This is a genomic window from Sporosarcina sp. BI001-red, assembly GCF_003384035.1.
Classification (GTDB): domain Bacteria; phylum Bacillota; class Bacilli; order Bacillales_A; family Planococcaceae; genus Sporosarcina.
In genome coordinates this window covers 248,170-272,263 of sequence record NZ_QQAK01000012.1, presented here as the reverse complement: position 1 = coordinate 272,263, position 24,094 = coordinate 248,170, and the positions used below count along the sequence as shown (strand labels likewise).

The 24,094-nt window shown below is 42.5% G+C and carries 23 protein-coding genes and 1 tRNA gene; 7 read left to right on the top strand and 17 right to left on the bottom strand.

Annotated elements, in window-relative coordinates:
* Window positions 1-601 precede the first annotated feature (601 nt).
* The 3 genes from DVB69_RS10725 to DVB69_RS17575 form a co-directional block, all read right to left on the bottom strand.
* Window positions 602-1,597, bottom strand: a complete 996-nt coding sequence (locus DVB69_RS10725; RefSeq protein ID WP_116019274.1) for a DUF2332 domain-containing protein — start codon at window positions 1,595-1,597, stop codon at window positions 602-604.
* A 79-nt stretch (window positions 1,598-1,676) separates the two neighbouring features.
* Entirely contained in the window at window positions 1,677-2,672 is a 996-nt protein-coding gene (locus tag DVB69_RS10720) for a S66 family peptidase (protein WP_116019100.1), read from the bottom strand.
* A 17-nt stretch (window positions 2,673-2,689) separates the two neighbouring features.
* Complete coding sequence (locus DVB69_RS17575) at window positions 2,690-2,851, bottom strand: hypothetical protein (RefSeq protein WP_158541078.1); 162 nt, start codon at window positions 2,849-2,851, stop codon at window positions 2,690-2,692.
* 297 nt (window positions 2,852-3,148) lie between these two features.
* Between DVB69_RS17575 and DVB69_RS10715 the strand changes: the two genes are divergently transcribed.
* The 3 genes from DVB69_RS10715 (at window position 3,149) to DVB69_RS10705 (ending at window position 7,239) form a co-directional block, all read left to right on the top strand.
* A complete protein-coding gene (locus tag DVB69_RS10715; protein ID WP_116019099.1) occupies window positions 3,149-4,183 on the top strand; it encodes an ABC transporter permease in 1,035 nt (344 codons plus the stop codon).
* 1 nt (window position 4,184) lies between these two features.
* Window positions 4,185-4,859, top strand: a complete 675-nt coding sequence (locus tag DVB69_RS10710) for an ABC transporter ATP-binding protein (protein ID WP_116019098.1) — start codon at window positions 4,185-4,187, stop codon at window positions 4,857-4,859.
* Window positions 4,860-5,004: 145 nt separating this feature from the next.
* A complete protein-coding gene (locus DVB69_RS10705) occupies window positions 5,005-7,239 on the top strand; it encodes a YhgE/Pip domain-containing protein (RefSeq protein ID WP_199562849.1) in 2,235 nt (744 codons plus the stop codon).
* A 63-nt stretch (window positions 7,240-7,302) separates the two neighbouring features.
* On the opposite strand, the gene DVB69_RS10700 is transcribed toward DVB69_RS10705, so the two are convergent.
* From DVB69_RS10700 to DVB69_RS10685, 4 genes are all read right to left on the bottom strand, one after another.
* Window positions 7,303-7,728, bottom strand: a complete 426-nt coding sequence (locus tag DVB69_RS10700; RefSeq protein WP_116019097.1) for a hypothetical protein — start codon at window positions 7,726-7,728, stop codon at window positions 7,303-7,305.
* Entirely contained in the window at window positions 7,725-9,149 is a 1,425-nt protein-coding gene (locus DVB69_RS10695) for a cryptochrome/photolyase family protein (protein WP_116019096.1), read from the bottom strand. The genes DVB69_RS10700 and DVB69_RS10695 overlap by 4 nt, the downstream gene beginning before the upstream one ends.
* Before the next feature lie 54 nt (window positions 9,150-9,203).
* Entirely contained in the window at window positions 9,204-10,193 is a 990-nt protein-coding gene (locus DVB69_RS10690; protein WP_116019095.1) for an EAL domain-containing protein, read from the bottom strand.
* 177 nt (window positions 10,194-10,370) lie between these two features.
* Window positions 10,371-11,903, bottom strand: coding sequence for an APC family permease (locus DVB69_RS10685; RefSeq protein WP_116019094.1), 1,533 nt, complete (start codon window positions 11,901-11,903; stop codon window positions 10,371-10,373).
* Window positions 11,904-12,121: 218 nt separating this feature from the next.
* Between DVB69_RS10685 and DVB69_RS10680 the strand changes: the two genes are divergently transcribed.
* Window positions 12,122-12,607 carry a general stress protein gene (locus DVB69_RS10680; protein ID WP_116019093.1) on the top strand — a complete coding sequence of 162 codons (486 nt, stop codon included), beginning with the start codon at window positions 12,122-12,124 and terminating at the stop codon, window positions 12,605-12,607.
* A 126-nt stretch (window positions 12,608-12,733) separates the two neighbouring features.
* Window positions 12,734-12,910, top strand: a complete 177-nt coding sequence (locus DVB69_RS17695) for a hypothetical protein (RefSeq protein ID WP_199562848.1) — start codon at window positions 12,734-12,736, stop codon at window positions 12,908-12,910.
* Between the two features lie 63 nt (window positions 12,911-12,973).
* Here the strand turns inward: DVB69_RS17695 and DVB69_RS10675 are convergent, their stop codons facing one another.
* From DVB69_RS10675 to DVB69_RS10660, 4 genes are all read right to left on the bottom strand, one after another.
* A complete protein-coding gene (locus DVB69_RS10675) occupies window positions 12,974-13,528 on the bottom strand; it encodes a DUF420 domain-containing protein (RefSeq protein WP_199562847.1) in 555 nt (184 codons plus the stop codon).
* A gap of 75 nt (window positions 13,529-13,603) precedes the next feature.
* Entirely contained in the window at window positions 13,604-14,350 is a 747-nt protein-coding gene (locus DVB69_RS10670; protein ID WP_116019092.1) for an amino acid ABC transporter ATP-binding protein, read from the bottom strand.
* A gap of 15 nt (window positions 14,351-14,365) precedes the next feature.
* Window positions 14,366-15,025 (bottom strand): amino acid ABC transporter permease, encoded by a 660-nt coding sequence (locus DVB69_RS10665; protein ID WP_025784421.1) that lies wholly within the window; start codon window positions 15,023-15,025, stop codon window positions 14,366-14,368.
* A gap of 33 nt (window positions 15,026-15,058) precedes the next feature.
* Complete coding sequence (locus DVB69_RS10660; RefSeq protein WP_116019271.1) at window positions 15,059-15,835, bottom strand: amino acid ABC transporter substrate-binding protein; 777 nt, start codon at window positions 15,833-15,835, stop codon at window positions 15,059-15,061.
* Window positions 15,836-16,003: 168 nt separating this feature from the next.
* On the opposite strand from DVB69_RS10660, the gene DVB69_RS10655 reads away from it, so the two are divergent.
* On the top strand, window positions 16,004-16,366 hold the full coding sequence (locus DVB69_RS10655; protein WP_116019091.1) for a DUF2500 domain-containing protein: 363 nt from the start codon (window positions 16,004-16,006) through the stop codon (window positions 16,364-16,366).
* Between the two features lie 423 nt (window positions 16,367-16,789).
* On the opposite strand, the gene DVB69_RS10650 is transcribed toward DVB69_RS10655, so the two are convergent.
* Window positions 16,790-17,551 carry a glucose 1-dehydrogenase gene (locus DVB69_RS10650; RefSeq protein WP_116019090.1) on the bottom strand — a complete coding sequence of 254 codons (762 nt, stop codon included), beginning with the start codon at window positions 17,549-17,551 and terminating at the stop codon, window positions 16,790-16,792.
* A 156-nt stretch (window positions 17,552-17,707) separates the two neighbouring features.
* On the opposite strand from DVB69_RS10650, the gene DVB69_RS10645 reads away from it, so the two are divergent.
* Window positions 17,708-17,780: transfer RNA gene (locus tag DVB69_RS10645), tRNA-Arg, on the top strand.
* Between the two features lie 205 nt (window positions 17,781-17,985).
* On the opposite strand, the gene lepB is transcribed toward DVB69_RS10645, so the two are convergent.
* The 5 genes from lepB to DVB69_RS10620 all read right to left on the bottom strand — a co-directional run bounded on the left by lepB (window position 17,986) and on the right by DVB69_RS10620 (window position 24,030).
* Window positions 17,986-18,531 carry a signal peptidase I gene (lepB, locus tag DVB69_RS10640; protein ID WP_304466157.1) on the bottom strand — a complete coding sequence of 182 codons (546 nt, stop codon included), beginning with the start codon at window positions 18,529-18,531 and terminating at the stop codon, window positions 17,986-17,988.
* A gap of 596 nt (window positions 18,532-19,127) precedes the next feature.
* A complete protein-coding gene (locus DVB69_RS10635; protein WP_116019088.1) occupies window positions 19,128-19,811 on the bottom strand; it encodes an ABC transporter ATP-binding protein in 684 nt (227 codons plus the stop codon).
* 28 nt (window positions 19,812-19,839) lie between these two features.
* The gene (locus tag DVB69_RS10630; protein ID WP_158541077.1) at window positions 19,840-22,056 is read right to left on the bottom strand and encodes an FtsX-like permease family protein; all 2,217 of its coding nucleotides are present in this window, start codon (window positions 22,054-22,056) and stop codon (window positions 19,840-19,842) included.
* 413 nt (window positions 22,057-22,469) lie between these two features.
* The gene (locus DVB69_RS10625) at window positions 22,470-22,808 is read right to left on the bottom strand and encodes a hypothetical protein (RefSeq protein ID WP_116019086.1); all 339 of its coding nucleotides are present in this window, start codon (window positions 22,806-22,808) and stop codon (window positions 22,470-22,472) included.
* Window positions 22,809-23,367: 559 nt separating this feature from the next.
* Window positions 23,368-24,030, bottom strand: coding sequence for a hypothetical protein (locus DVB69_RS10620; RefSeq protein ID WP_116019085.1), 663 nt, complete (start codon window positions 24,028-24,030; stop codon window positions 23,368-23,370).
* Window positions 24,031-24,094: the final 64 nt, after the last annotated feature.

The window sequence follows — 24,094 nt, the reverse complement described above, 5'->3', positions numbered from 1 at the left end:
AATGGTGTAAGAAAAAGTAAAAATGCTAATGCTATAAGTGATAATGACACAGCACGTGTAAGCTTTTCTTTTCCTTTTCCGTTATACCATCCAGAAAACTGTAACTTGTTTCTGTATAGAACAAAGAATAATACAAGAATTGCTATTGCACCCATCCATATGAATTCAGGATCTACTTGATTCACAGAATAGATATTCTTTACTATTGCCCAACCCAAACTACCAAACAGTAGTAGGATTATGAATATGCGAAGTAGTTCTAATGATGCCCTCATTTTCATACTCCATTCTCTTTAAGTTTAAACTTTACTTGTACGTGTACTTTGGAATTAGGCTAGGATCATAAGGATGAACGAATAGTTAAAAAGCGTGATCATTTTTTAGTCTATGGTTAAATTGTTCCAGTAAGGAATTCAAATCTTCAGGGGTTGCGTGATTCATTGTTTGTACTTGAGTTAATGACTTCCAATAAGCATCCGCAATTAGATTATCTGGATACTGAATACCACTGTTCGAGCCAACCTTTTCCGCGCTAAAATAATATGTTTTCACTTTAATACCTTTACTAGTTGTTTCTTTAACTAGTAATGGTTCGGTAGAATTACAAATTCCATTCAAACCATCTTCCGTGACCATCCGTATCACCAATCGTATTTTTATATTCCAGACCATTCATATAGTAATCGACATGGAGTTGTCGATCCCACATGTTGTTGTAAATATGAAAAACGTCTCGTTTACTGCCGATCTTTGCTATCTTTTCTAATAGTTCATGCTTGGTTTCATTTGGAATTTGGTTTGCAACGTGTGTATGGAAAATACAAATCGTGGAATCTGTAGGAAGTGAATCTACTACGTCTGAAAGTAAAAGTACTCCATCGCCTTCCACTAGTTTTACTGGATTTTCCTTCAAGCATTCCGCAGCCTTGTCGAATAACTCCAATCGTTCCTGATGCTCGGGCCAAATGAGTGACTTTAACCATAAATAGTCTTCCGAATCAGATAGATTGCTTATATTGAGGTCTAGTCCGATTTTAGATGCAATGGGAGGGCTTTCAGAAAGCACTAACGGAAAGTGATCCCCTTTAACTTCCGAAGTAATATGAACCTTCGCATCTTTGTTTCCAAACGTTTCCCCGGTTCCGTACGAATAGCTATAGTGATCCCATAACAGCTGAAGACCCGCACTAGTTCCAATTTCAATAAGTGACAAAGGGTTTTCCACTTTGTTGTAGATCCAGGAAAAAACAGGGTAAAGGTAGCCACATCTTTTCACTTCATTTGTTTGAACCAACCTGTTTTCTAAAATTGGAATGATCTCTTCGCGATTGCTTTCACAGAAATCTTTAAAATATTCGAAGGTCGCGTTGTCTATTTTCTTTGGTGGATTTGTAACACTTCTATAATAGTCTTTTAATGGATGAATAGATCCTTTTAATAGCAGATAATGAACAGCGCCGAATAAAAGGTTAGGCACTGGCTGCCCCTTTGGAACTGCTAAGCATAAATCGAGCAGTTCAGCGTCTTCTGCAATCTTCATTGATAAAAACTCATACAGTTCACTGGAGCCCTTACATTCCATGTTTGCGAAATTCATAAAGCTTGTAGATACTTGAGAAAACTCCACTACTTTACCTCCTCTTCTGCGCTTCTTAAACGATTCCTACATTGCCAACCTAAATATCTAGCCAACGCTCTGTACAAATTACCTCTTTCGAATCTGCATCCAATTTAACCTTTTTCCCGATGGCTAAGGGATGCATGGGGTGAGTATGACATGTGTCGAATTCAGCTAAAATCGGTATCGGTAGACCATCCAGCTGTTCCAGCAATAAATCCAAAGGTAGTTTACCTGTCCCTAAATCATCATATAATTCATGTTTGCCCAAAATGATGCCAGCAACTTTTTCGAAGACCCCGTGTACTTTCAGCATGGCTAAGTTCTTTTCCACAATAGATGCCGTTTTCGTACAGTCTTCGATTAGTAAAATATCCCCTTGCCTGATCTCAGGGAAATATGAGGACCCAAGAAAGCCGTACATCGTGTTCAGATTTCCTCCAATAAGACGGCCTTCAGCTATACCACTATGACCCGTCACCCATTTGTTTGGATATAACTTTTTTTCTGTCGTCTTCTCTAACCAGTTGACCGGTTCATCTGACCAATATTCAGGCATAGGTACTTCATAAGGAACGACAGCTTCATGCATAAAATACTGTTCAAAATAATGATAGGTCTCATTGACAAGCGGATCGAATTCACCAAATGAAGGAACTAAAGCAGGACCATAATACGTTGGGATGCCTGTTTTTGCATAAAGTGAGAGTAATATCGCCGTTGTATCCGAGTAGCCAACTACAAGTTTCGGGTTTTGTTCATAAGCATCATAGTCAATATAGGGCAACATGCTGTTTGAATTGGTTCCACCAATTGTCGACATGATCATCGTGACATTCGGATCTCTCAGCAGCTCATTCAGTTCCTCTGCTCGCTCTTTAGGTGTGCCTGAACGGTACCCCTCGGCTTTCCCTGTTAAACTTCCCTCTTTCACAATGAATCCTTTCGATTCCAAAAACGCTTTTGCTCGTTTATAGCGTGGTTCCGCATTAACTGTTGCGGGTGATGATGGGGAAAAAATACCGATTGTATCCCCTCGTTTTAATCGTTTCATTTCCAGTACCCCTTTCTTTACATGTCGTTCATCTTATCTGCGATGGTCCGTAAGATCTGATTTTTCTCTTTCTGCAATTTAATGAAGGTGACTAAAAACCAGATGATGAACACAAATGGCACTAAGTAAAAAAGTAATGAAAGGATTGGGAGCAACGAAATAATCATACTCATTTCCATAAGAATGCCTACTTTCTAATTTATATTCACTCAAATACTCTGTCCTATGTATGAAGAAACGAGAACCAATTCACCGAATGTTAACTCTTTTGTTCCGGATAATTATACCATATTTCTACCTTATGTCACTTTGCGGATGGAAAATTCTGAAACTTCTTGTGCGTAATTTCATGCTAACTCCTTCTACTTTCTACACTAGTGAAAAAGAGCTGCAGATTACCATTTGTAATGCTGTGTTTATGTAGCGTTCATGTTGAGGGATTACACTAAGGGTATTCAATCACGGAGGTGTTGACCATGCAAATGGCGTGGAAAGAAGTTAAAAAAAGTAAAATGAAATTCCTGATACTCGGTTCGATCATCTTTTTGGTCAGTTTCTTGACCTTCATTATCTCAGGGCTTGCCAACGGGCTGTCTGAGGATAACGCAGCGCTCATCAAAAACGTACCAAACGGGCAGTTCTATTTGAATGAAGATGCAAAACAAACGTACAACCTTTCAAAAATCGATGTCGATCAACAAGACAAATTGCTCGCAGACTACAAAGGTGCAACTGCACTGTCTATCCAAATGGGATTTGTCAACGACGCTGATGACAAACAGCATAGTGTCGCGTTTGTGACATCTACTGATAGTGAGTTATTTCCGAATGTCAAAGACAATGAAGTCGTGTTAGACGCTTCCTTAAAAGACGATGGCATCAAAGTCGGAGATGTATTGACGAATAACCAATTCAGTGGAGCGTTCAAAGTTGCTGGATTCGCTGAAAAACAAACATATAGCCACGCACCTGTTGCGTTCATCAGCATGAAAAACTATCAAGAAATTTACCGCGTCATGGAAATGCAGACGGTTTTCATCCCAGGATCGGATAGTCCAGATTCCGTCAAGGGACTTGAATCATTCAATAACAAAGAATTCTTAAATACGATTCCGAGCTATGGCGCGGAACAAATGTCACTGAATATGATCATTTGGTTCCTCGTTGTCATCAGTGGTATGCTGTTTGCGATTTTCTTCTATATGATGAACGTTCAGAAAATCGGGTTGTATGGTATTTTGAAAGCAATTGGCGTAAAAACGAGCTCGCTGTTCAGCATGATGTGGTACCAAATGCTACTCATTACAGTCGTTTCACTCGTATTATCCGTTGGACTCAGCCAGTTATTTAGCTTGGTAGCACCTGCAGGCATGCCATTTAGCTTGCCGATTGAAACTACATTGCTTCTGTCCGTTGTATTCCTAGTCATTGGATTCATAGGAGCAACCATTTCCGGATTCCAAATCAAAAAAGTGGAGCCGTTGCAGGCAATCCAACAAGGAGAGATGTAAGATGGCGATTTTTACAATTGATGATGTGGAGAAAACATTCAAAAGTGGTGATGTCAGTGAGAAGATTTTAAAGGGCGTCGATCTTGAGTTGAACGAAGGCGAAATCACAGCCCTCGTTGGTCCATCTGGATCTGGTAAGTCGACTATTTTGACGATCGCTGCTGGACTGCAGAAAGCATCTGGCGGGCAAGTTCTCTTTGAAGGTCATGATATGACGCAAATGAGCCAAGAAGAAATTCGCAAAATCCGATCAAGCGAATTCGGATTTGTGTTCCAATCCTCGCACCTAGTCCCTTTTTTGACCGTGGAGGATCAGTTGTTGCTCATGCTAGATGTAGCAGAAACGAAGTTAAACAAAAAGCAGCAAAAGCAAGAAGTCGCTCAAGTATTGGAACTCGTAGGAATGGCACATCGTAAAGAAGCCTATCCTTCCTCCCTTTCTGGTGGCGAAAAACAACGTGTCGCCATTGCACGCGCGATCATTCATAAACCGAAAATGTTATTTGCAGATGAACCAACAGCGAGTCTCGACTCCAAACGTTCCAAGGAAGTGATGGAGATCATCCGTAACTTAACGAAAACACTTAAAATCACCACACTTATGGTCACGCATGACGAAGAAATGCTTCCTTATGCAGACCGAATTGTAACGATGAAAGATGGTTTGATTGATTAAATGAGTAAACCCCTTGTCCGTACGTTCAGGACGAGGGGTTTTTGGGTAGAATAGAAGTGAGAGCAAGAACGAGCAAAATCATACTACCTTCGACAAATATATGATAGTATGGCTTGCGTTATTTAAACGAATAGGAGGCCAACCAATGCGCAATATCTTCACAATTTTTAAGCGGGATGTGCGCAACATCTCGACAAACTGGGTCGCTGCTGTATTAATTGGCGGCTTGATTTTTTTGCCTTCATTATATGCATGGCTCAATATTTATGCTTCTTCAGATCCTTATGGCAGGACCGATAAATTGCCCGTTGCTGTTGTGAATGAAGACAAGGGAGCAGATGTGCAGGAGAAGCATATTGACACGGGTGCGGAAATTGTCTCCACACTCAAGAAAAATCCGTCCATGGAATGGCACTTCGTATCTCGAAAAGAAGCGATGGATGGAGTTGAGTATGGCGACTATTTTGCCGTCATGGTATTACCAGAGAACTTATCGGAACAACTTGCGTCAGTTGTCTCCGGCGATCCTCAAAAAGCAGAAATCGATTACTTTGTGAACGAAAAACTAAACTCCATCGCACCGAAAATCACTGAAAAAGGTGCCTCGGTAATTGTCGACAAGGTTAGTAGTCAATTCGTTTCCACTGTAAACGGTGTCATCTTTGAAATGCTCAACAAATTGGGGCTTGAATTGGAACAAGACTTACCAGACGTTCAAAGATTCGAAAACTATGTGTTTGAAGCCGAAAAAAGTTTGCCTGAAATATATGACCTTCTCAATAGGGGGTTAGGCGATGCGACAGATGCTCAAGCCATCATTCACGAAGCGCAAGGGAAGTTGCCCGAAGCGAAACAGATCACGAACGATGGTCTTGGTCAAATCAATCGAACCGTTAGTTATCTGGACCAAGCTGAACAGAAGTTAAACGAAATGTCCCCGAAAATTAAAGCCGATTTGAAAAAAGTTACTGATATTTCTAATGAAGCAAATGACTTTTTGAAACAGTTACAAGGCGTTCAGTTGGATTTCACGGAACTCGATGAGGCGAAAAAATCATTGGACGAACGGACATCAGCAAGTATTGAACGTGTCGATGGCGTCAAGCAAGATCTTGTTCGATTGAAGGAATTAGTGCAGCAGAACCCAGCACCGAACGAAACACCTTCACCTGGTGTGGATGATGATAGCGGACAACAACCGATCCCTTCCCTTCCACCGGCTAACCTTTCAGGTAATCTGGATGATGCGATTACAAAAACAGACAATCTGAAGAAGTTGTTACAAGAAGCACAGACGAATGCTCGTACAGTGAACAGCGTCGTTTCAGGCAAAGCGGAGGAATTGGACCAGGCAGTGGACGATTTACAAAAAATCGCCGGAAATACATCCGTTGAATTGGATGCGTTCATGAAAGAATATGTGAATACGATTGAACCGACTGTAAAAAAAGAAATCGCAACGGCAAAAGGTACGCTCGGGCAAGCGAAAGGACTTCTTACAGAAATTCAATCCACTCTTCCAAAAGTGCAAACGATTCTTGGTAACTCAGACAAGGAGTTAACGGAGGGAAAAGAGACCATTCAAAAGGCTGTGACCGAGTATCCTTACGTCTCTGAAAAAGTGAATCAGTTAGCGGAGAAAATTCGAAGTATTCAAGGTGAAACAGATATTAACAAGGTGATTCAATTGCTGCAGAATGATCCGAAAGCTGAAAAAACGTTCTTTGAAGAGCCGATCCAATTAAAAGAAAATCGATTGTACTCCATTGAAAATTATGGAACTGGCATGACACCGTTCTATACGGTACTCTCTCTTTGGGTGGGATGTCTCCTTCTCATTTCCTTACTGTCCACAGATGTACATGGAGAGGAGTTCACCACACGACAAGTCTATTTCGGACGGCTTCTAACATTTGGTTTGATTGGCTTACTGCAAATGCTCATCGTCGTTTTGGGGGATTTGTTGTTGCTAGATGTCCATATCCGTGAACCGTTTTGGTTTGTTGTGTTCGGAGTAATCATTAGCATTGTATTCATGTCAATTGTCTATACACTTGTTTCTGTATTTGGGGACGTTGGTAAAGCCATGGCGATTGTCATGCTCGTATTGCAAATAGCAGGGTCTGGTGGAACGTATCCGGTTGTCCTGTTACCCGACTTCTTTGGGATGATCAATCCTTTCTTACCCTTTACGTATGCAATTGACATCATGCGTGAGGCGGTTGGCGGTATCGTTTGGGAACGAGTGGCAAAAGACTTAACATTCCTAGCATGCTGTTCGATCGCATTTATCCTGTTTGGTGCACTGCTTAAAGAACGCATTAATAAAGGTACCAATAAACTCTTGAAAAAATCGAAAGAAGCTGGGATCTTCCATTAATTCGAAAAAAGCACTTCAGCCCTGTCACTTTGACAGCTGAAGTGCTTTTTGTATGGTCATATCTCATTTTTCAAATTTGAAGAAGGTGCCTAACACTGCCCCAAAGATTGCATGCCCCATTAACCAGTATAGAAGCGACAAACCATCCGTAATCTCGGGTGTGCGTTCGGATAACGCTGTTGTTGGGAATAATGCTAGCCCAATGACGACACTACCTACCGTACAAATCGTAATTGCACGTTGTTTCCAAGATGGTCTCAAATAGTACATCAGATAAAAACCAAGAGCAACCGCAACCGAGATGACAAGGTGAAAGAGTATTTCAATCCATTCTGGGAACCCGATATCCCCTACTCTAGGTATGTAATCGACATTCAGCAAGAACGTATATACTTTCTCACCGGTTGCAGACTCAATCCATTTAAATAGGAACGTTAGAATGAGTCCCCCAATCAGACCGTAGCCAGCTACCCAGAGAAGCCGCTTCAAGTGGACCCCTCTTTCTTTCCTTTGATGAGCGCATAGGCTTCAAGCGCGCGTGCTCGAGCTGCGGCATGGTCAACAATGGGCAACGGATAGGTGTCACCAAGAACAACCCCCGCTTCAGCTAAAGTTTCTTCAGGTGCCCGATGTGGTTCATGAAGAAATGAATCGGGAAGTGCGTCTAATTCAGGGACCCATCTCCGAATATAAGCCCCATTTTTATCGAATTTCTTACTTTGCATCGTGGGGTTGAATATTCTGAAATACGGTGCTGCATCAAATCCAGAGCCCGCTACCCACTGCCACCCTAACGTATTGTTTGCAACGTCATAGTCAACGAGCGTTTCGCGAAACCACTCCGATCCGATACGCCAATCAATGAGCAAGTGTTTGATGAGGAACGATGCGACGACCATTCGGACTCGGTTATGGATCGTACCGGTCTCCCATAATTCCCGCATTCCCGCATCAACGAGCGGATAGCCGGTTTTCCCCTTCTTCCAAGCAATCAATCCTTCTGGATCATCTCTCCAAGGGAAATGAAGAAACTCTGAACGCAGAGGACGTTCGGTAATGTGTGGAAAATGGAACAGTTGGTAGTACGAAAACTCTCGCCACGCGAGTTGTCTGAGAAACGGTTCTGGTTGAGGGGCAATCCCCTCTTCCTGCGCGCGTCTCACGGCATGCCAAAGAGACCGGATGCTCATATTACCGGACGCTAAATACCCGGAGAGCCTAGAGGTGCCGTTAATAGCAGGGAAATCACGATTGGTGTCATAACGCGTAAGCTTTTTGTCCCGAAAGGTTCCCCATTGTTCGAAAGAAGCAGTTTCACCTGGTGTCCAAGCTTCTTCAAGTGAGGCATCCCAGTCAATCGGAGAGCGTAAGCCTGATTGTTCCAATGGAATCGTTCCTGGATACACTTGAATCCAGCTCGTTAGTGACGTAGGCGCAGCAAGCGGCCAGGGAATCGTTTGCTGTTGAAGCGATTTCCAAAACGCTCCAAATACTTTATATGGTTGACCTGCTCCTGTTTTTAAACGGTTAGGATCCAACAGCATATTCGGTTCAAATCGTTGAATATCCACTTTGGATAAAGACTCAGATTCAAGAAGATCCATCTCTTGCTTTCGAGAAACAGGATCTATTTGCCCATTGAAAAAAAGGGAATCCGCTTGGGTTTCTAGCGCTAAGATCGATAGCCTCTTTGAGGGATTCCCTTTTAAGATAGTCAACGGAGTGCCTAACTCTAAGAGCTGTTGCTGAAGGAACTTTAGAGATTCATACAACCACCAATCAGTAGCTGTCACAGACGTATGGTCCGGAAGTATGAACACAGGAAGCACTTCACCGCATTCAGATGCTTTTTTCAATGCGGGATGATCATGCAGGCGTAAATCATTTCTGAACCAGACAATTGTTTTCAAAAAATCCCTCCTAAAAAAAGGACCGCACAAAGTGGCGGTCCTGAATTATTCCTATTATAACGGTGATGGGGCTGGTTTTCCAAAAAAGTAGCCTTGAAACAATTGGTAACCTTTCTCCTTCAACCACTGAAAATCTTCTTCCCGTTCGATTCCTTCAGCAAGAGGAACAGAACCACTCTCTTTCGCTTTCGTCAAGAACATCTCTGCATTCTCCTGTTTCTGCGTATCATAGGCAACACCATCTACAAATGATCGATCCAATTTCATATAATGAGGCTGTAAATCGGCCAACAACTCCACTGTGCTATAGCCTTCCCCAACATCATCGAGTGCATAATGGAATCCTTTATCACGATAATATCTTAGTATTTTTTTCAAATGCTCAACATCGTCGACTTTGTCTGTTTCCACAACTTCAAAGACAAGCTGGAATGGATCGATATGGAACTGCTCCGCTACTGCAACGGTCGATTGCAAACAAAACTCAGGTGAATAAATGGATGTAGGCACAAAGTTGATGAATGCTTTCTTATTTTTAAGTGGTGCTGCATGACGTACTCCAGTAATCCGACATAGCCGATCTAATGCATATAGTCTGCCACGGGCTCTCGCTGCTGCAAACGCTTCATCTGGATAAATCATCCGACCCTCAGGCGAATGGAAACGAGCCAATAGCTCGTAGCCGAAAACAGATCCTTCGGCATCCACAATCGGCTGATAATAGGAAATTACGCGTTCTTGTTGAATGAGGTCATCAATCCACTGTGAAGTAAAGACTTCATCCACTTCTGTGAGGGATCGCCAAGTAGGCTCACCTAATATACGAAAGGACAATTGTTTTACGTCCAAATAATCCTGAGCAAAGTCAGCTAAATCACGGAGACCCGCTTCAGTCACAGTAAATACTGGGCTATTTTCTACGTCAAAAGCCATTAGAACATGCAGACGTTCCATGTGCTCTGTTAGCATTCTTCGTTGTGTTAGGTCATCTACCTTAACTTCTATTTGTAAATCCGTAACGATACATGCATTTCTGCAAACCATTTCAAACCCTCCGCCCTATATCACATTTCGATTACATACAATTTGTACTCAATTATAATCGATTACTCCTAGTGATGGCAAGTAATAGACTACGAAATGCCTACGATAAATAGAAAATAACAGCATACCCCAATGTACTAAAAAGGGCATGCTGTTAACACCAACATATACATCTAATTACGTAGGGAGACCGGATCCTGGTGTTTCTGTATTCTTAGGCTTAGGTCGTTCAGTTTTAACTTCCAAGGTTGTATCTACTTCAGACTCAATTGTCTTTCCAAGTATATAATATTCCGTTTCTTCTTGACTAAGACTATTATATCGTTTTTGGATGACACTATAGAAGATACCACCAAGAATCGCCCAACAGAGCAGCAAAACGTAAGATGGTGTGGTAAGCGAAGCTGGAGACATTGGAAGGAGAAGCAATAATAAGAACACGATACTTGCTATCATCCCGATTAAAGCTAGCCCCTTTTTAACAGGAGCAATTTCACGATTGGCTTCTTCTGCTCCCCACGCCAATACTTTATATGCCGCGATGCACGTAAATAAATACGCTACAGATACTCCTGTAGAAGACATGTCGACAATCCATGAAAGAGCTTGACGGCCGAACCATGGAGTAGGAAGTGTAATGAGCGTCACAAACCAAATGCCCCATACTGGAGTTTGACTCTTTTTAGAAATTGTTCTGAACATATCAGGTAATGCTCGTGCACGCGCCATTGAAAACAGCAAGCGACTAGAAGACATGTAGAACCCGTTCAAACCTGTAAAGATCCCCATCATAATTGCTACAGCCATTACGATTAGACCTCCAAAACCGAGTGCTGAATTTACAACCTCACCCGTTAACCACAGGCTACCATCCCCGACATTCGCCCCGGTAGGAAAAGTCCAGGCAGTGAGCCCGATCATAACGGCGTAAATAAGAAACGAAGTGAATAGTGACGCGACAATTAGCATCGTCGCTTTGCGTGGAGAAAAGTTGAACTCCTCAGCTGCCTGTGGGACGTTATCAAACCCGACATAAGCCCATGGTGCAATCGCCAAGATGACTAAAATTGAAGTTAGTATGGTTTGGTTCCCACTAAAAAGTGGTTTCATATTTTCAAACGGAGACTCTGTAACTCCGAATGTAAAGGCACCTAGAAGTACGACACCGGCAACTAATAGAACACTAAAGTAAAACTGGATTCGTCCGGAAATACTTGTACCTGTAGTATTGATCAGCGCAAACAATAGAATGATGACGGAGGATATAATGACTTCCGGTAAATAGACATCCCAACCTGCAACGCTGTAAAGATAAAATTGCTTCATGAAGCCTGGTGCTAAAAACTTTAATAGTAGTGAGAATGCAGAAGCATTTAATGCGACAATCGATATGTATCCAAGTGATAAAAACCACCCGCATATAAAGGCCCATAATTTACCCGCTCCGATAAAGGCATATGTAAACCCGCCTCCGGATACTGGAAACTTCTTAATCATAACTCCATAGCTCGATGCAATCACCATCATCACTAGCGCTCCGATTAGCAAACCGATCATGGCACCTAGAGGACCAGATTCTCCAATCCAATCACCCGGAAGGATAAAAGCTCCCCACCCGACGGATGATCCTAGTGCAATCGCGAACACCCATGACGGCTTCAGCGTTTTCGTTAACTTCCTGCGCTTCTGATGCGCATCTGTTTGATCCATATGTAAGTTCCCCCTAAAAAATCGTTCTTCGAATTATTCCCTTCTCAACAAAACTAAAACCTATTTTGGGATAAAAAAATATCTATGCAACTACTTCATCTAAAGAAGCCCTAGAAAGATGTAGCTAAAAATCCGAAAAGGTTTCAGAAAAGTTGCCGCGGGTATTCTTCAGACTAGCAACGAAATCTAGCATTAAAAAATCCAGGAGGCGATTCAACATGGTGAAACGACAAGTAGTAGGATACTATGGCAGTGAAAATGATGCGATTCTAGCAATTGAAGATTTGAAACGACAAGGTTATTCTTCCGACGAAATTTCAGTGATTAGTAAAGAACGCGAACAAGTCGACACGGTTGTTGAAGAAACTGGAACACATGCAACGGACGGTGCAGCAACAGGGGCTGCGACGGGCGGTCTGTTAGGTGGGCTCGGTGGAGTTCTTGCAGGTATCGGGGCTCTTGCGATTCCGGGTATTGGACCAATTATTGCAGCTGGTCCGATTGTTGCAGGAATTACAGGTGCCGCAGCAGGTGCGGGTGTTGGCGGATTAGCAGGCGCACTTATCGGTATGGGCATCCCTGAAGAAGAAGCACGCCAATACAATACACATTTTGACCAAGGGAAAATTCTTGTACTTGTTGACGGGGAGTATCCACGCAGAGCTGGTCATGATTTGGATGAATACAACCGTACCATTTTATAATCAACGGACTCTCTCCCCTCACCCCACTTTTTGTGGGATGAGGGGTTTTTGTGTGAATATCGAAAAACAGCGTGAGGCGTGCTATACTAAAGGAACGGCATGGAAAGAACGGAGGCGGAATAGAATATGCAATATAACCAGCAAAAGATGGCACAGCTTGTGAAGAAAGAGCCTGAGCTATCGACACGGTTGACTCAGATAATGAAAGAGCACGAATTGGAGCGGCCTTTCGCGTTGAAGGCGCTATATCATGCGGAAGTTAAAGATAGTGGACGGTTTATGAAGCCATATCAGGAGTTGTAAGGCAAAAAAGCACGGACATCCCATTTTTGTCGGGGTGTCCGTGCTTTTTCAATGAGCAAATTTTTAATAGTATGGAGAGATTAAGAGATAGACTAGTACGCCTGTGAAGCTGACGTAGAGCCAGATGGGCATAGTGAAACGGACGATTTTTCGATGACGTTCGATTTCTCCGTTCCAGGCACGGGCTACGCTAGTCAGTGCTAGTGGCACGATTGCTGCAGCTAGAAGGATGTGCGTAATTAGTATGAAAAAGTAGAAACCTCTCATGAATCCGCTGCCGCCGTAGACGGTCGATTCTGCTAAGAAATGATACATAACATACGTGATCAGGAAGAAGAAAGTTGTCACGAATGCTGCGTAAACGAACCGCTTATGTACCTTAATATTACGCTTTTTAATAGCTATCAGTGCCCCAACTAGAAACAGGAACGTAAATGTATTGAAAATCGCATTGAGCATCGGAAGAATCGTTATATCAAATGCGTCAAAGTTTTTAGCTCCAGGTATCCCTGAAAGAATCCCGATTGCACCGATTAGAATGACCGATACAATGATAATGAACGGCTTATAATTCAGTTTTTTTATAGGCGTTTCAATTGTAGAAGACGCATTTTTCAACGATACCACTCCATTGCTAGCAAATTGTCGTACCTTTCCAGTTTACCATACGAGGAAAGGCAGAGCCACTTCACATTAGCCTAAAGTGCGCGCTAAAAATGCTTTTGTGCGATCATGTGTCGGATTTGTTAACATCTCGGTGGGCACGCCTTCTTCGACAATCTGTCCATCGGCCATGAACAACGCTTTCGTTGCGACATCTTTCGCAAACGACATTTCGTGCGTGACGACAATCATCGTCATATTCTCTTCTGCTAATTTCTTCATTACTTCAAGTACTTCCCCCGTCAATTCTGGATCGAGCGCAGATGTCGGTTCATCGAACAAAAGAATCTCAGGATCCATCATTAGTGCGCGTGCAATCGCAACTCGTTGTTTTTGCCCACCCGACAAATTGGCAGGATACGCATCGACTTTATCTGCAAGACCGACTTTTGCTAGAAGTTCTTTAATCCGACCAGCGAGTTGCTCCTTGGGCTCTCCCTTAACAAGTTTCGGTGCGAGTGCCAAGTTTTGCTTTACCGTTAAGTGTGGGAACAAGTTGAAATGTTGGAACACCATCCCGATCCTTCTACCGATTTTACGGATTTCAGGAGTGCTCGCATAGACTCCGTCATTTACAAGCGCTTCCCCGTCTATCAGAATGGTCCCCCCTTCAATTTCTTCAAGGTGCGCGAGACTTCTAAGCATCGTACTTTTACCGGAACCAGATGGTCCAATGACCGCTACCACTTCGTTTTTCTCAACTTGGAATGTGATCTGCTTCAAAACTTCTATATCACCAAATGATTTTTTCATATCGACTACGTCAATCAATGCCATTGCTTTTCACCTTCCTCATACATAATGGAATCGTCGTTCCAACCACTTGAACACGAGTGTCAAAACCGCCGTAATCAGCAAATAGATGACGCCTGCCATGACAAATGGAACAATCGTAAAGTCTCGGTTGACTGCCGTTTGTGCAAAGTGAAGCAATTCCGGAACAGCAACTGCATACAATAACGCCGTATCTTTTACGAGAGTTACCGATTCGTTTGCAAGTGCTGGAAGCGCAATGCGAATCATTTGTGGAATGACAATTCGTGTCGTTGTCTGCCACTTGTTCAAGCCAAGTACTTGAGCTGCTTCATATTGACCTTTATCAATAGATAACAATCCACCACGGAAGATTTCCGCGAAGTATGCTGCGTAGTTCAAAACGAAAGCAAGCGCAGCCGCTGCGAAACGATCCATGACGAGGTACTCCCCGATGACTGGAATGAGTGGCAATCCGAACACGAAGAACAATAATTGCAGCAACAGCGGCGTTCCACGCATGAGATAGATATACGTATTCGCTAACCACGACAGCGGTTTAAACTTGCTGTTAACCGCGAGTGTAAGCAAGAACCCGAGTGGGATCGAAGCAACGATTGCAATGACAAATAATAGAATCGTTGCCCTCGCCCCTTCGAGCATTGGTTTTAAAATCGATAACAAATAATCTGGCGACATTGTAACCCCTCCAACTTAACTAGAAACCGTGACTTACTTCAGTACTTTGTTTTCACCAAACCACGTTTCGGAAATTTTTGCAGCACTTCCATCTTCATTCATCGTATCTAACGCATCTTGCAGTTTTTTCAATAAATCCTCATTACCCTTTTTCACACCAACACCATATTCTTCAGGAGCAAGCGTTTCGTCGAGTACTTTGAACTTACCCTCTTCTTTAGACATGTAATAGTCGATTACGACTTCATCTATTATGACTGCTTCAACGCGCTTACTTTTCAAATCAGAAAGTGCTAATACATTATCCGCAAATTCCGTTGTGTTTTTCACTTTGTCCGCAATCGGATTCGCTTCTAGAGCATCAGCTGCTGAAGACAACGCTTGAAGACCGACAGTTTTACCTTCAAGATCACTAAGGGATTTAATATCGGAATCCTTAAGGACAGCAACAACTTGAGCGTTACTTAAATATGGTTTAGTAAAGAGCACTTTCTTTTTACGATCGTCTGTAATCGTATACCCGTTCCAAATAAGATCGATGCGTCCGCTTACCAATTCGGTCTCTTTCGCTTTCCAGTCAATTGGCTGGAACTTCACTTTCATGCCCATGTGTTCAGCTGCAGCTTTCGCATAGTCGATGTCAAACCCTGTAAGCTCATTCGATTCGTCTCGGAATCCTAAAGGAGCGAATTTATCATCAACTCCGATGACTAATTCTTTTTCACCATTCGCTGCTTCTTTAGAATTTCCACATCCTGCTAAAAGTGCTATGACGCCAATACCTGCTAACGCAAGTCTCATCTTTTTCATCTTCATATTATTTCCTCCACTTCATCGCTTTAGTCTGTTAAAGTATTAATAGAATATCATACAATTTGAAGAATGCAAAGCGTTATCTATTAAAAACCTGTTTATTTTTTTGAAACCGTTTCCACAGAAACTCGTATATACTAGAAGAAACAGGAAGGTGGTTTTAGCATGGATCCTTTTGATGATTCTTCCTTTGGTGGATTTCCAATCTTTTTCGTAATTTTCTTTTGTATTATAGTAGGAGTTATTCTTTTCACCGTTATTAAAGGAACAGCAGAATGGGGCAGAAATAACAATTCTCCTCAACTCACGGTTGCAGCGAGTGTGAAAACGAAACGCACGAAAACTTCTGGTGGAACTGGTAATACAGGAGCAAGCACTTCCTATTATGTGACGTTTGAATATGATAATGGCGACCGGCAGGAGTTTAAAATGAGCGGTAACCAGTACGGAATGTTAGCTGGAGGTGATAGTGGCAAGTTAAGTTATCAAGGTTCTCGTTTTCTTGGATTTGAACGAGTTTCTACTTAAAAAACGGCTCTCCGTCTACGAGGCTACTGAAAAACGTAAGCTTTTCAGTAGCCTCCCGTCTACTGGAGAACCGTTTTTTATTTTTTGTAAAACATTCGTTTAATTGGAAAACCAATGAGTGCTATGGCTTGGGCATGCGATTGGAAGTTCCCAAATCCTAATCCTAATCCGATAATAGCTCCTGCAACAAGGAAGATAATCCTAGTATGTGTTTGACTCAGAAGTAATAAACCACCTGCAAACAAATCTAAGGTTAGTACGACGACAAACGTTCCATTGTAAACGATGGAGATTCACAAATACATTCTGATTTATACAATCTAAAATAAGAGTTCTGATGACTATATGATGTGCAAAATTTGGAAAAACAAATAAAAAATCGACCTCCGTTTTAAGGAAGTCGATTTAAAACATAAACTGATATTAGTATGCAGACCAGCCATTGTCTGCTTGCATAATTACACCGTTGACATAAGATGATTCGTCTGATGCTAAGAAAAGGGCGATGTTCGCGATCTCTTCTTTCGTACCGGGACGGCTCAATTGACTGACGCCTTTCATGGCTTGCTCCATGCCATGCTGATCTGGTTGTACTAAGTTGTTCGTGATATTTGTCGGTACTTGTGCGGGAGCGATAGCGTTACAGCGAATGTTCAAATGGGCATAATGTGAAGCAACATTTTTAGTCATTCCAGCAACTGCGTGTTTAGACGCTGTATATGCAAGTCCGCCCCGTCCTCCTGTCACTGCAGAAATGGAAGCCATATTGACAATGACGCCAGATTTCTTTTGCTCGAAGATAGAAAGCGCTTTACGTGTCGCGCGCATGACACCTGTTGTATTAATCGCCAGTACTTTGTCCCAAACGTCGTCTGGAATCGTCGCAGCTGAATACATATTGTCCATAATTCCTGCATTATTGACAAGGATATCGAGTGTTCCGAATGTCTCGACAGCACTATCGATCATTCGCTGCACATCTTCCTCAGCAGTAACATTCGTTTTCACTGCAAGTGCTTCCCCACCAGCTGCATTGATAGTCTGAACGGTTTCTTCTGCACCTTCCATGTGCATGTCCGCAATGACAATCTTTGCACCTTCACGTGCATACAGTTCCGCAATTTCACGACCGAGTCCTGAACCTGCACCTGTTACAACTGCTACTTTGTTTTCTAGTCGTTTCAACAAAATCGTCTCCTTTAATTTTGATCGTATCTACATTCCCTAGCATACTCTTTAATGCTAAACTATTAAAACTATTGGATTGTCTCGAAAAATGAACAACGAGTGGTTGCTCATATTGAAAGTTTGCCGTATACTGATATAGTTAAATCCCAAAAGGTCTCAGTAGCTCAGGGGATAGAGCAACAGCCTCCTAAGCTGTGGGTCGCAGGTTCGATTCCTGCCTGGGACGTATTACATTAAACGCTATATCATGGGCTTTTCTTCTTTTTCAGAAGAAATTTTAAGCCTACTGATATAGCGTTTTGTGCCTAACTTTTATTTTCCTATGCAAAAACAAAAAAAGAGGAGGCCATGCCCACTCTTTTTTAAGAACTATACTATATTCTCGCTGTGCGTTGAAATAAAGATTAATTATTTCTGTTCAGGTTGGTTCATTATTTAGGTATGCCAGTTTTTTGTACTGGATAAAATCGGAGTTTTACTTCCCCGATAACCGAGTCGGTCGAAATAAAACCATAAGCTCTACTATCGTTACTTTTCAATCGATTATCGCCCAAAACAAAAAGATAACCATTTGGAACCGTTGTATGTCCAGTTAGTTCTTGCAACGTAAAGTCACCAGTAACTTTACCTAATTCAATTTCATTATCTCTTTTAACGTAAGGTTCCTCGTACTGTTTTCCGTTAATGAATAACACATCATCTTTCATTTCTACATTATCTCCAGGGAGACCAATTACTCTCTTAATATATTGTGTATCGACAGCATCAGGTGCTTTGAAAACAATCATATCAAATCTTTCCGTTGTACTTGTTTTACTTATTACAATCCTATTATTATCATCGAATGTAGGTTCCATAGATACGCCGTGAACCGTTAAGGGTGTAAATAGAAATTGACGGCACATAAAAGCAATAAATACTGCAATTGCAATTGATTTCATCCACGAGTAAACTTCTTTTTTTGTACTTTTTTTCAAAAGAATTCCCCCTATCCTCATTCTGGTTTTGATTTATGGCAATGCCTGAAGTGTTGTACTTAGTAAATCCAGTCAACAAGTACATTGTATCAAATTTTTCAATTAATTATCTTACTTTATTGAATATTAGCTAGAATACCCTATCCACGTTTTATGCACTCAATCTTATTGGAGCACAGAAATGATATCTGAGTGAGAGGTACTTGTGAAGAAAACCAACGTGTATGTTTAAACAAACAAGAAAGCTTCTTGCACACCTTAGTCTCAGTGTGCAAGTAATTTTCAAAGTGTCGGCGGTCAGCGGTGAACTGAAACAGCTTGACACCGATAGTCAACCACATCTATTTTTCTGGAAAGACGAATTGCCATCGTACCCGAATCACCGTCAACAATAATTTATCCGACAGTGGACAGACGAGGCAGAACTGCCGGTGATCAGCTGAGGCTGCTGACGTGCTAAAAAACATAAACAACGATCAGGAAAACAAAACGAAGAGAACTGAAAGTGTAACCAGCACGGTACCTTCCAATAAAAAAGCCTGTGTGAAAAACATGAATGCTGCAACCATCATGTTTTTCGCAAAGGCTTTTGTCAACTAGCGCGTATTTGTATCTTCGATGATCTGCACTTTGCCATCCAGGACACGAATGATTGCATTTGCCCGGGCAGCCAGTTGAGGGTCGTGTGTGACGATTATTAGGGTAGTGCCGTTTTTATGATGGAGCTGTTCGAGTAGCCCGATGATGATCTGACCGGTTTCTGAGTCCAGATTCCCGGTTGGTTCATCTGCTAGCAAGACACGAGGCTGGATACTCATGGCACGGGCAATGGCGACACGCTGCTGTTCGCCGCCAGACAACATACTGGGCAGATGGGAGAGTCTGTCTTGCAGGCCAACTTGCATGAGAGCATGTTTTGCATTTTCTTCGACTTCCTGGGAAGGAGTCATGGGAAGCAAAGGCATCATGACATTTTCAAGCGCAGTCGCAGTCGACAGCAACTGGAAGTTCTGAAAAATGTAGCCGATCTTATACGATCGCAGTTCGGCGAGGTCATCATCACACATTAAGTGGATCGGATCTCCGTCAACGTAGATTTCCCCTGCATCCACAGTCTCCAAGCCGCCCAACAGGTTCAGCAGGGTAGACTTTCCGGAGCCTGAAGGACCTGTGATGGCTATATAGCTGCCAAGCGGAATGGTGAGCGAAAGGTCTTTCAGTATCGGCTTGGCGTCCGTTTTCGTATGAAATGATTTTGTGACATGGTTCAATTCAATCATCTGCATGGTTCTCCTTCCGTTCGGCCAATCAGAGAGAATGGATTTTAGACAAGTTCCTTGTTATCAAGAACCGTTGTATACCGTATGTGAACAGGAGCTGCTGAAGAATCGGCAGCAAGAGGATCAGCAAAATTCCCCACAAGCCAACGGGGGGGGCAGTGAACAGCAGCCAGCTACCTGCTCCAAGGATGGCAGTCGGAAGAATTCCGCAAGCAGCGATGCAAGCTGCTTCAAGCTGCAGAAGGTGCTGGATTTTTCTGCGTGGCCAGCCGATTGTCCGGAGTACATGGAATTCCATCTGTCGTTCTGATAAATTCAAGTAGGTCAGCATGAAAAGATTCCCTGAAGTCAGTAGGATACCTAACAGCACGAACAGTCCTTGAATCCCTTTCAGATCGACAGCAATCTGTTCCCCCTTCAATGTCCTCTGCAGGTCGTCTTCTAGCATTACTTGCAGAGAGAGAGTCAAATAGAACATCAGGCAAGTCAGTGTAATGACAAATGACATGAGCAAGAACCGAGAAGGGCGCCGTAGCATTTGATTTGCTGCAAATGAGCGCAGCGATGAAATTTTTGAATATCGGCGGGCTTTTACACTTCCCGCTTCCCCCGCCAATGCTTGGCCAGGCGGCAATAGCAGCGAACGGCGACTGCCTGCGTAATAACTAATCGAGAGAATCGCAAACAAAACTAGGAAAACTGCAATTCCTTGACCGGCCCGGCCAGCCCCGAGCAGCTGATTAGCGATGAAAAAAGGCAATAGAGGAACTGCAGCCAATATGGCAGCTTCCATCATTATCATTTTTCGGAACATGGCCTTCTTCCAGCCGAACGAACGGAGGATTGCGAAGTCAACGGAACGCTTCAGAAGACTTTGCGTTACCAATGTGTAAATGAATATGAAACTCAGAAGCCCCAAGTAGGAAAATAGAATAAGGCTGCTGCGGTTCATCGTCCGCTGAATATCCCAGGAGAAACCAAGCTTCTGCCATGTTTCTGAGAGGATTTTCGGTTGTTTCCCAACCGCATCTGCAAGCTGGACATGGACAGCAGCGGAACTCGACCCAATCAGTAGCTCAGTCTGATGGCCGGTCAGGCGTCGTATTTCGTCTGCAATTGCCTGAACCTTCTGTTGGTTTTTTTCGTTGCGGAGGGCTGCCCCTTCAACAGCGACGCGTACCGATGAGATCACTGCAGGTTCTTTCGGCTGGATGGTTTCTGCACTGTCTAGAGAAATAACTACATCCGGTGCATGCGGGAAATAGGACAATCCTGTCTCAGTAGGAGACAGCCAGGCGTCAGCGTATGCCTGGCCACCCGCATCTTCCAATATTTTAGGACGCAGCGGGTTCCAGACCTCCAGAAAACCGCCTGCTGGATAGGCAGACTGCAGGACAGGCACCATTTTGGCAGGGTGATAGAATGCTATCGGCTGAAATTCAATCGCCTGGCCGCCGCTCCTTCTTGCCTCTCCGAGTCGGGACGAGCTATGGGCGACTTGCAAAAGAGGTGGGGCTGTTTCCGTCTGCGGCTCCAATTGTTTGTACGCAATCGGATCGGTCGGATAGAATTCTGCGGATAGAATCGGCGGCCGGTGCGCAGCTTCTGATTTCATTGTTTCGATATCCAGGGTGAGGGCATCATATTTGTAAGCTGGATTTCTAGGATTGACGGATTCGGAAATCACTTTCTTTTTGGGTGCCGTTTTATCGAGAAAGCTAATCATGTTGCGTTCATTCTTCTTGAGCAACTCTGTATCCTCTGGAACATTCACTTCCTCAATCGTGACAGAAAAGTCAACTTGGTCAATCGTCTCACCGAGAAGCAGAGCAGGCACGGAGAGAGGATCCGGTGAACTTTCTTCCGGAGGATGAGACTTGAATGTCTTACCGGTCAGCTCGGGGAGCGGCCTATGCAGATAAGGAGATAAGGCTTCTCGGAACTGGTAAAGCTTTTGCTCCTCTTCGAAGTCGATAGCGGCGACCGAAATGTACTGCAACTGCATACCGGCAATATAAGCCTGCTCGTCAAACGATCTCGTATTACCGTTGATCGCTTTTGACAGTAGGTTGGCGCGTTTCGAATATCTGGCAGGGTCAAATTCATATGCAGTATCTTTCCCGGAAGGGATTTCGTAATATCCCCAAGTTGTAAAAGGGCGGCTGGATAGCCATTGAAGACCGTTAAATTCCTTATAGGAGGTGGTGATTTTGTAGACGGTGTCCTTCTTAGGTGTAAACGTCAACGACAGGTTATCGAAAGCGATATAGCCAAGATTAGCAATGGGCGCCGCAGCCTGGACGCCGTCTATATTCCGTATACACTGCCAATCGTCCATTGAAATGCCGCCGGTATTCATGATAGAGCTGTTTGGAGGAAGGAAGTCTTCTTTTTTCTCAGAATAGCTGGTACCCGATTTCGGAAGCACCAAAATGTCATAATCATACCGCCAGTTTCCTTCCAGTCCGGCCTGCACGACTAAATCTCTCTTTTCAGTAATCTTTACAGCGCCTAAATAACCGACTACCAGTAAGGAAAGAACGAGACAGATAATGAGATAGAGCGTTTTCCGTTTTCGCAGGGATAGCGTTAAGTAGAGTTTCAAGGGCCGACTCCTAATTTGTAGAGTATACTCAGGTGAACTCTTTTATTATTTGTTTATTGGATATTAACTTGGTAGCTCTGAATTCTGCAACCGCTACCAATCAATATAGGCTTAGTCCAATATGTTTCTGTAAGAATCTTGCTCCCAACTACTGTTCCAGAAGAGTTATAGGTCTCAACTAGTGTTTTCTTTTCTCTAAATTCTCTCTGATAAGTTTTGTTATCTGAACAATACGTTTGCACTTGTACTAACTTATCACTCAGTACAGTTCTCTTTTCGGAACTTTGAGTAATTAATGTATCATCTAAAGCAGAAGCATCGGAAACAATCGGAGCTATCTGTATTACGCAAAAAACGATTAAAACTGAGGCGATTAATTTAAAATATCTCATTTTGGTCTCCTTTTATTCACCTGAGTATGTTAAATTTACCATATCTATAAATATTGTCAATAATATTTAAAACAATTAGTATATTAAGTGTTTTCTGAGCAAACTAAACCATGCTATTCAAAAGATGTATTTCATTAACTTGTGTCGCATTAAATTAAAACTCTATCTCATACAAATTAAATTAGAATTACCTGTGCGTGAAACAAACGTGAATGGTTAAACAAACACGATAGTTTTTGCTCAGATCTTCATAATGACAAACTCTGGTTCAAAAAGCGCGACGATAATTCAAGATTATTTTAGTAGCTTCTTCCGCCACTGCCACCATTTGTTGCCTATTACTTTCTCGACAAATAGTATCTTGCATTAGCAAAAAATACACCTCCTAAGAGGAAAAGCATGACTATGGCCCAACTGGCAATAGCTGAATACTCACCCTTAAAAATAAACTCACTGATCAAATTCACAGCTACCATTATAGCCATAACAATATACAAACCCGTTACGTACTTCATATTTCACCTCTTCACATAAACCCTCAATTTGGCCAAAGGACATACTAATCGAGTTCAAGTATTCTAATCAATTGTTCAACTTTTTCATCTTCACCTAGATCAACTGATCTTCGTTCAGTATCCTCAATAATTTTTTTATAAAATTCTTCACCAGCCGGATTATGACCATCCCAACGCTTAGGAACATTATAAATATTAATCGTTCCATCTCCATTGCTACTATAAGTTACCACGCCATCTACTAAGCGAGTTCCCGATAATTGAACAACATCTTCTGGGTAATTAACAGTCGATTCATCATTAGAATTTAGCGGTTTACCCGATGGGATATGTTGAGCGTATATCCGATCAACGTCTTGATTTGCACCAAACTGTAACCAAATACGGGCAAATTCAATCTCTTTAGAAGAATAGTCAGATAGTGGAGTGTTTACTTTGTTGTTGGTATCATTAGTTTCTTTTGAGGAAGTTTCATTAGAACTACTAGTATCGCTTCCCGACTGGTCAGAATCTAACTTTGCTTCTACTTCGGCTTTGTGGTCTACTTTGTCTAAAGAGTCATTTACTTTCGTACTATCCTGATTTTCAGTAGATTGGTTCTCTTCGACTCGATCACTGTCATCATTTTGCTTGGGAGCATCTGCGCAACCTGCAAGAAACAATGCTGTTGTAAGTAAAAGTATGATTGGAACTAATTGCTTTCTCATTTAAAAAGTTCTCCCTCTCTTTTCAACTAAACTTCATGTTAGTTGAAGACCAAAATCTATCTCC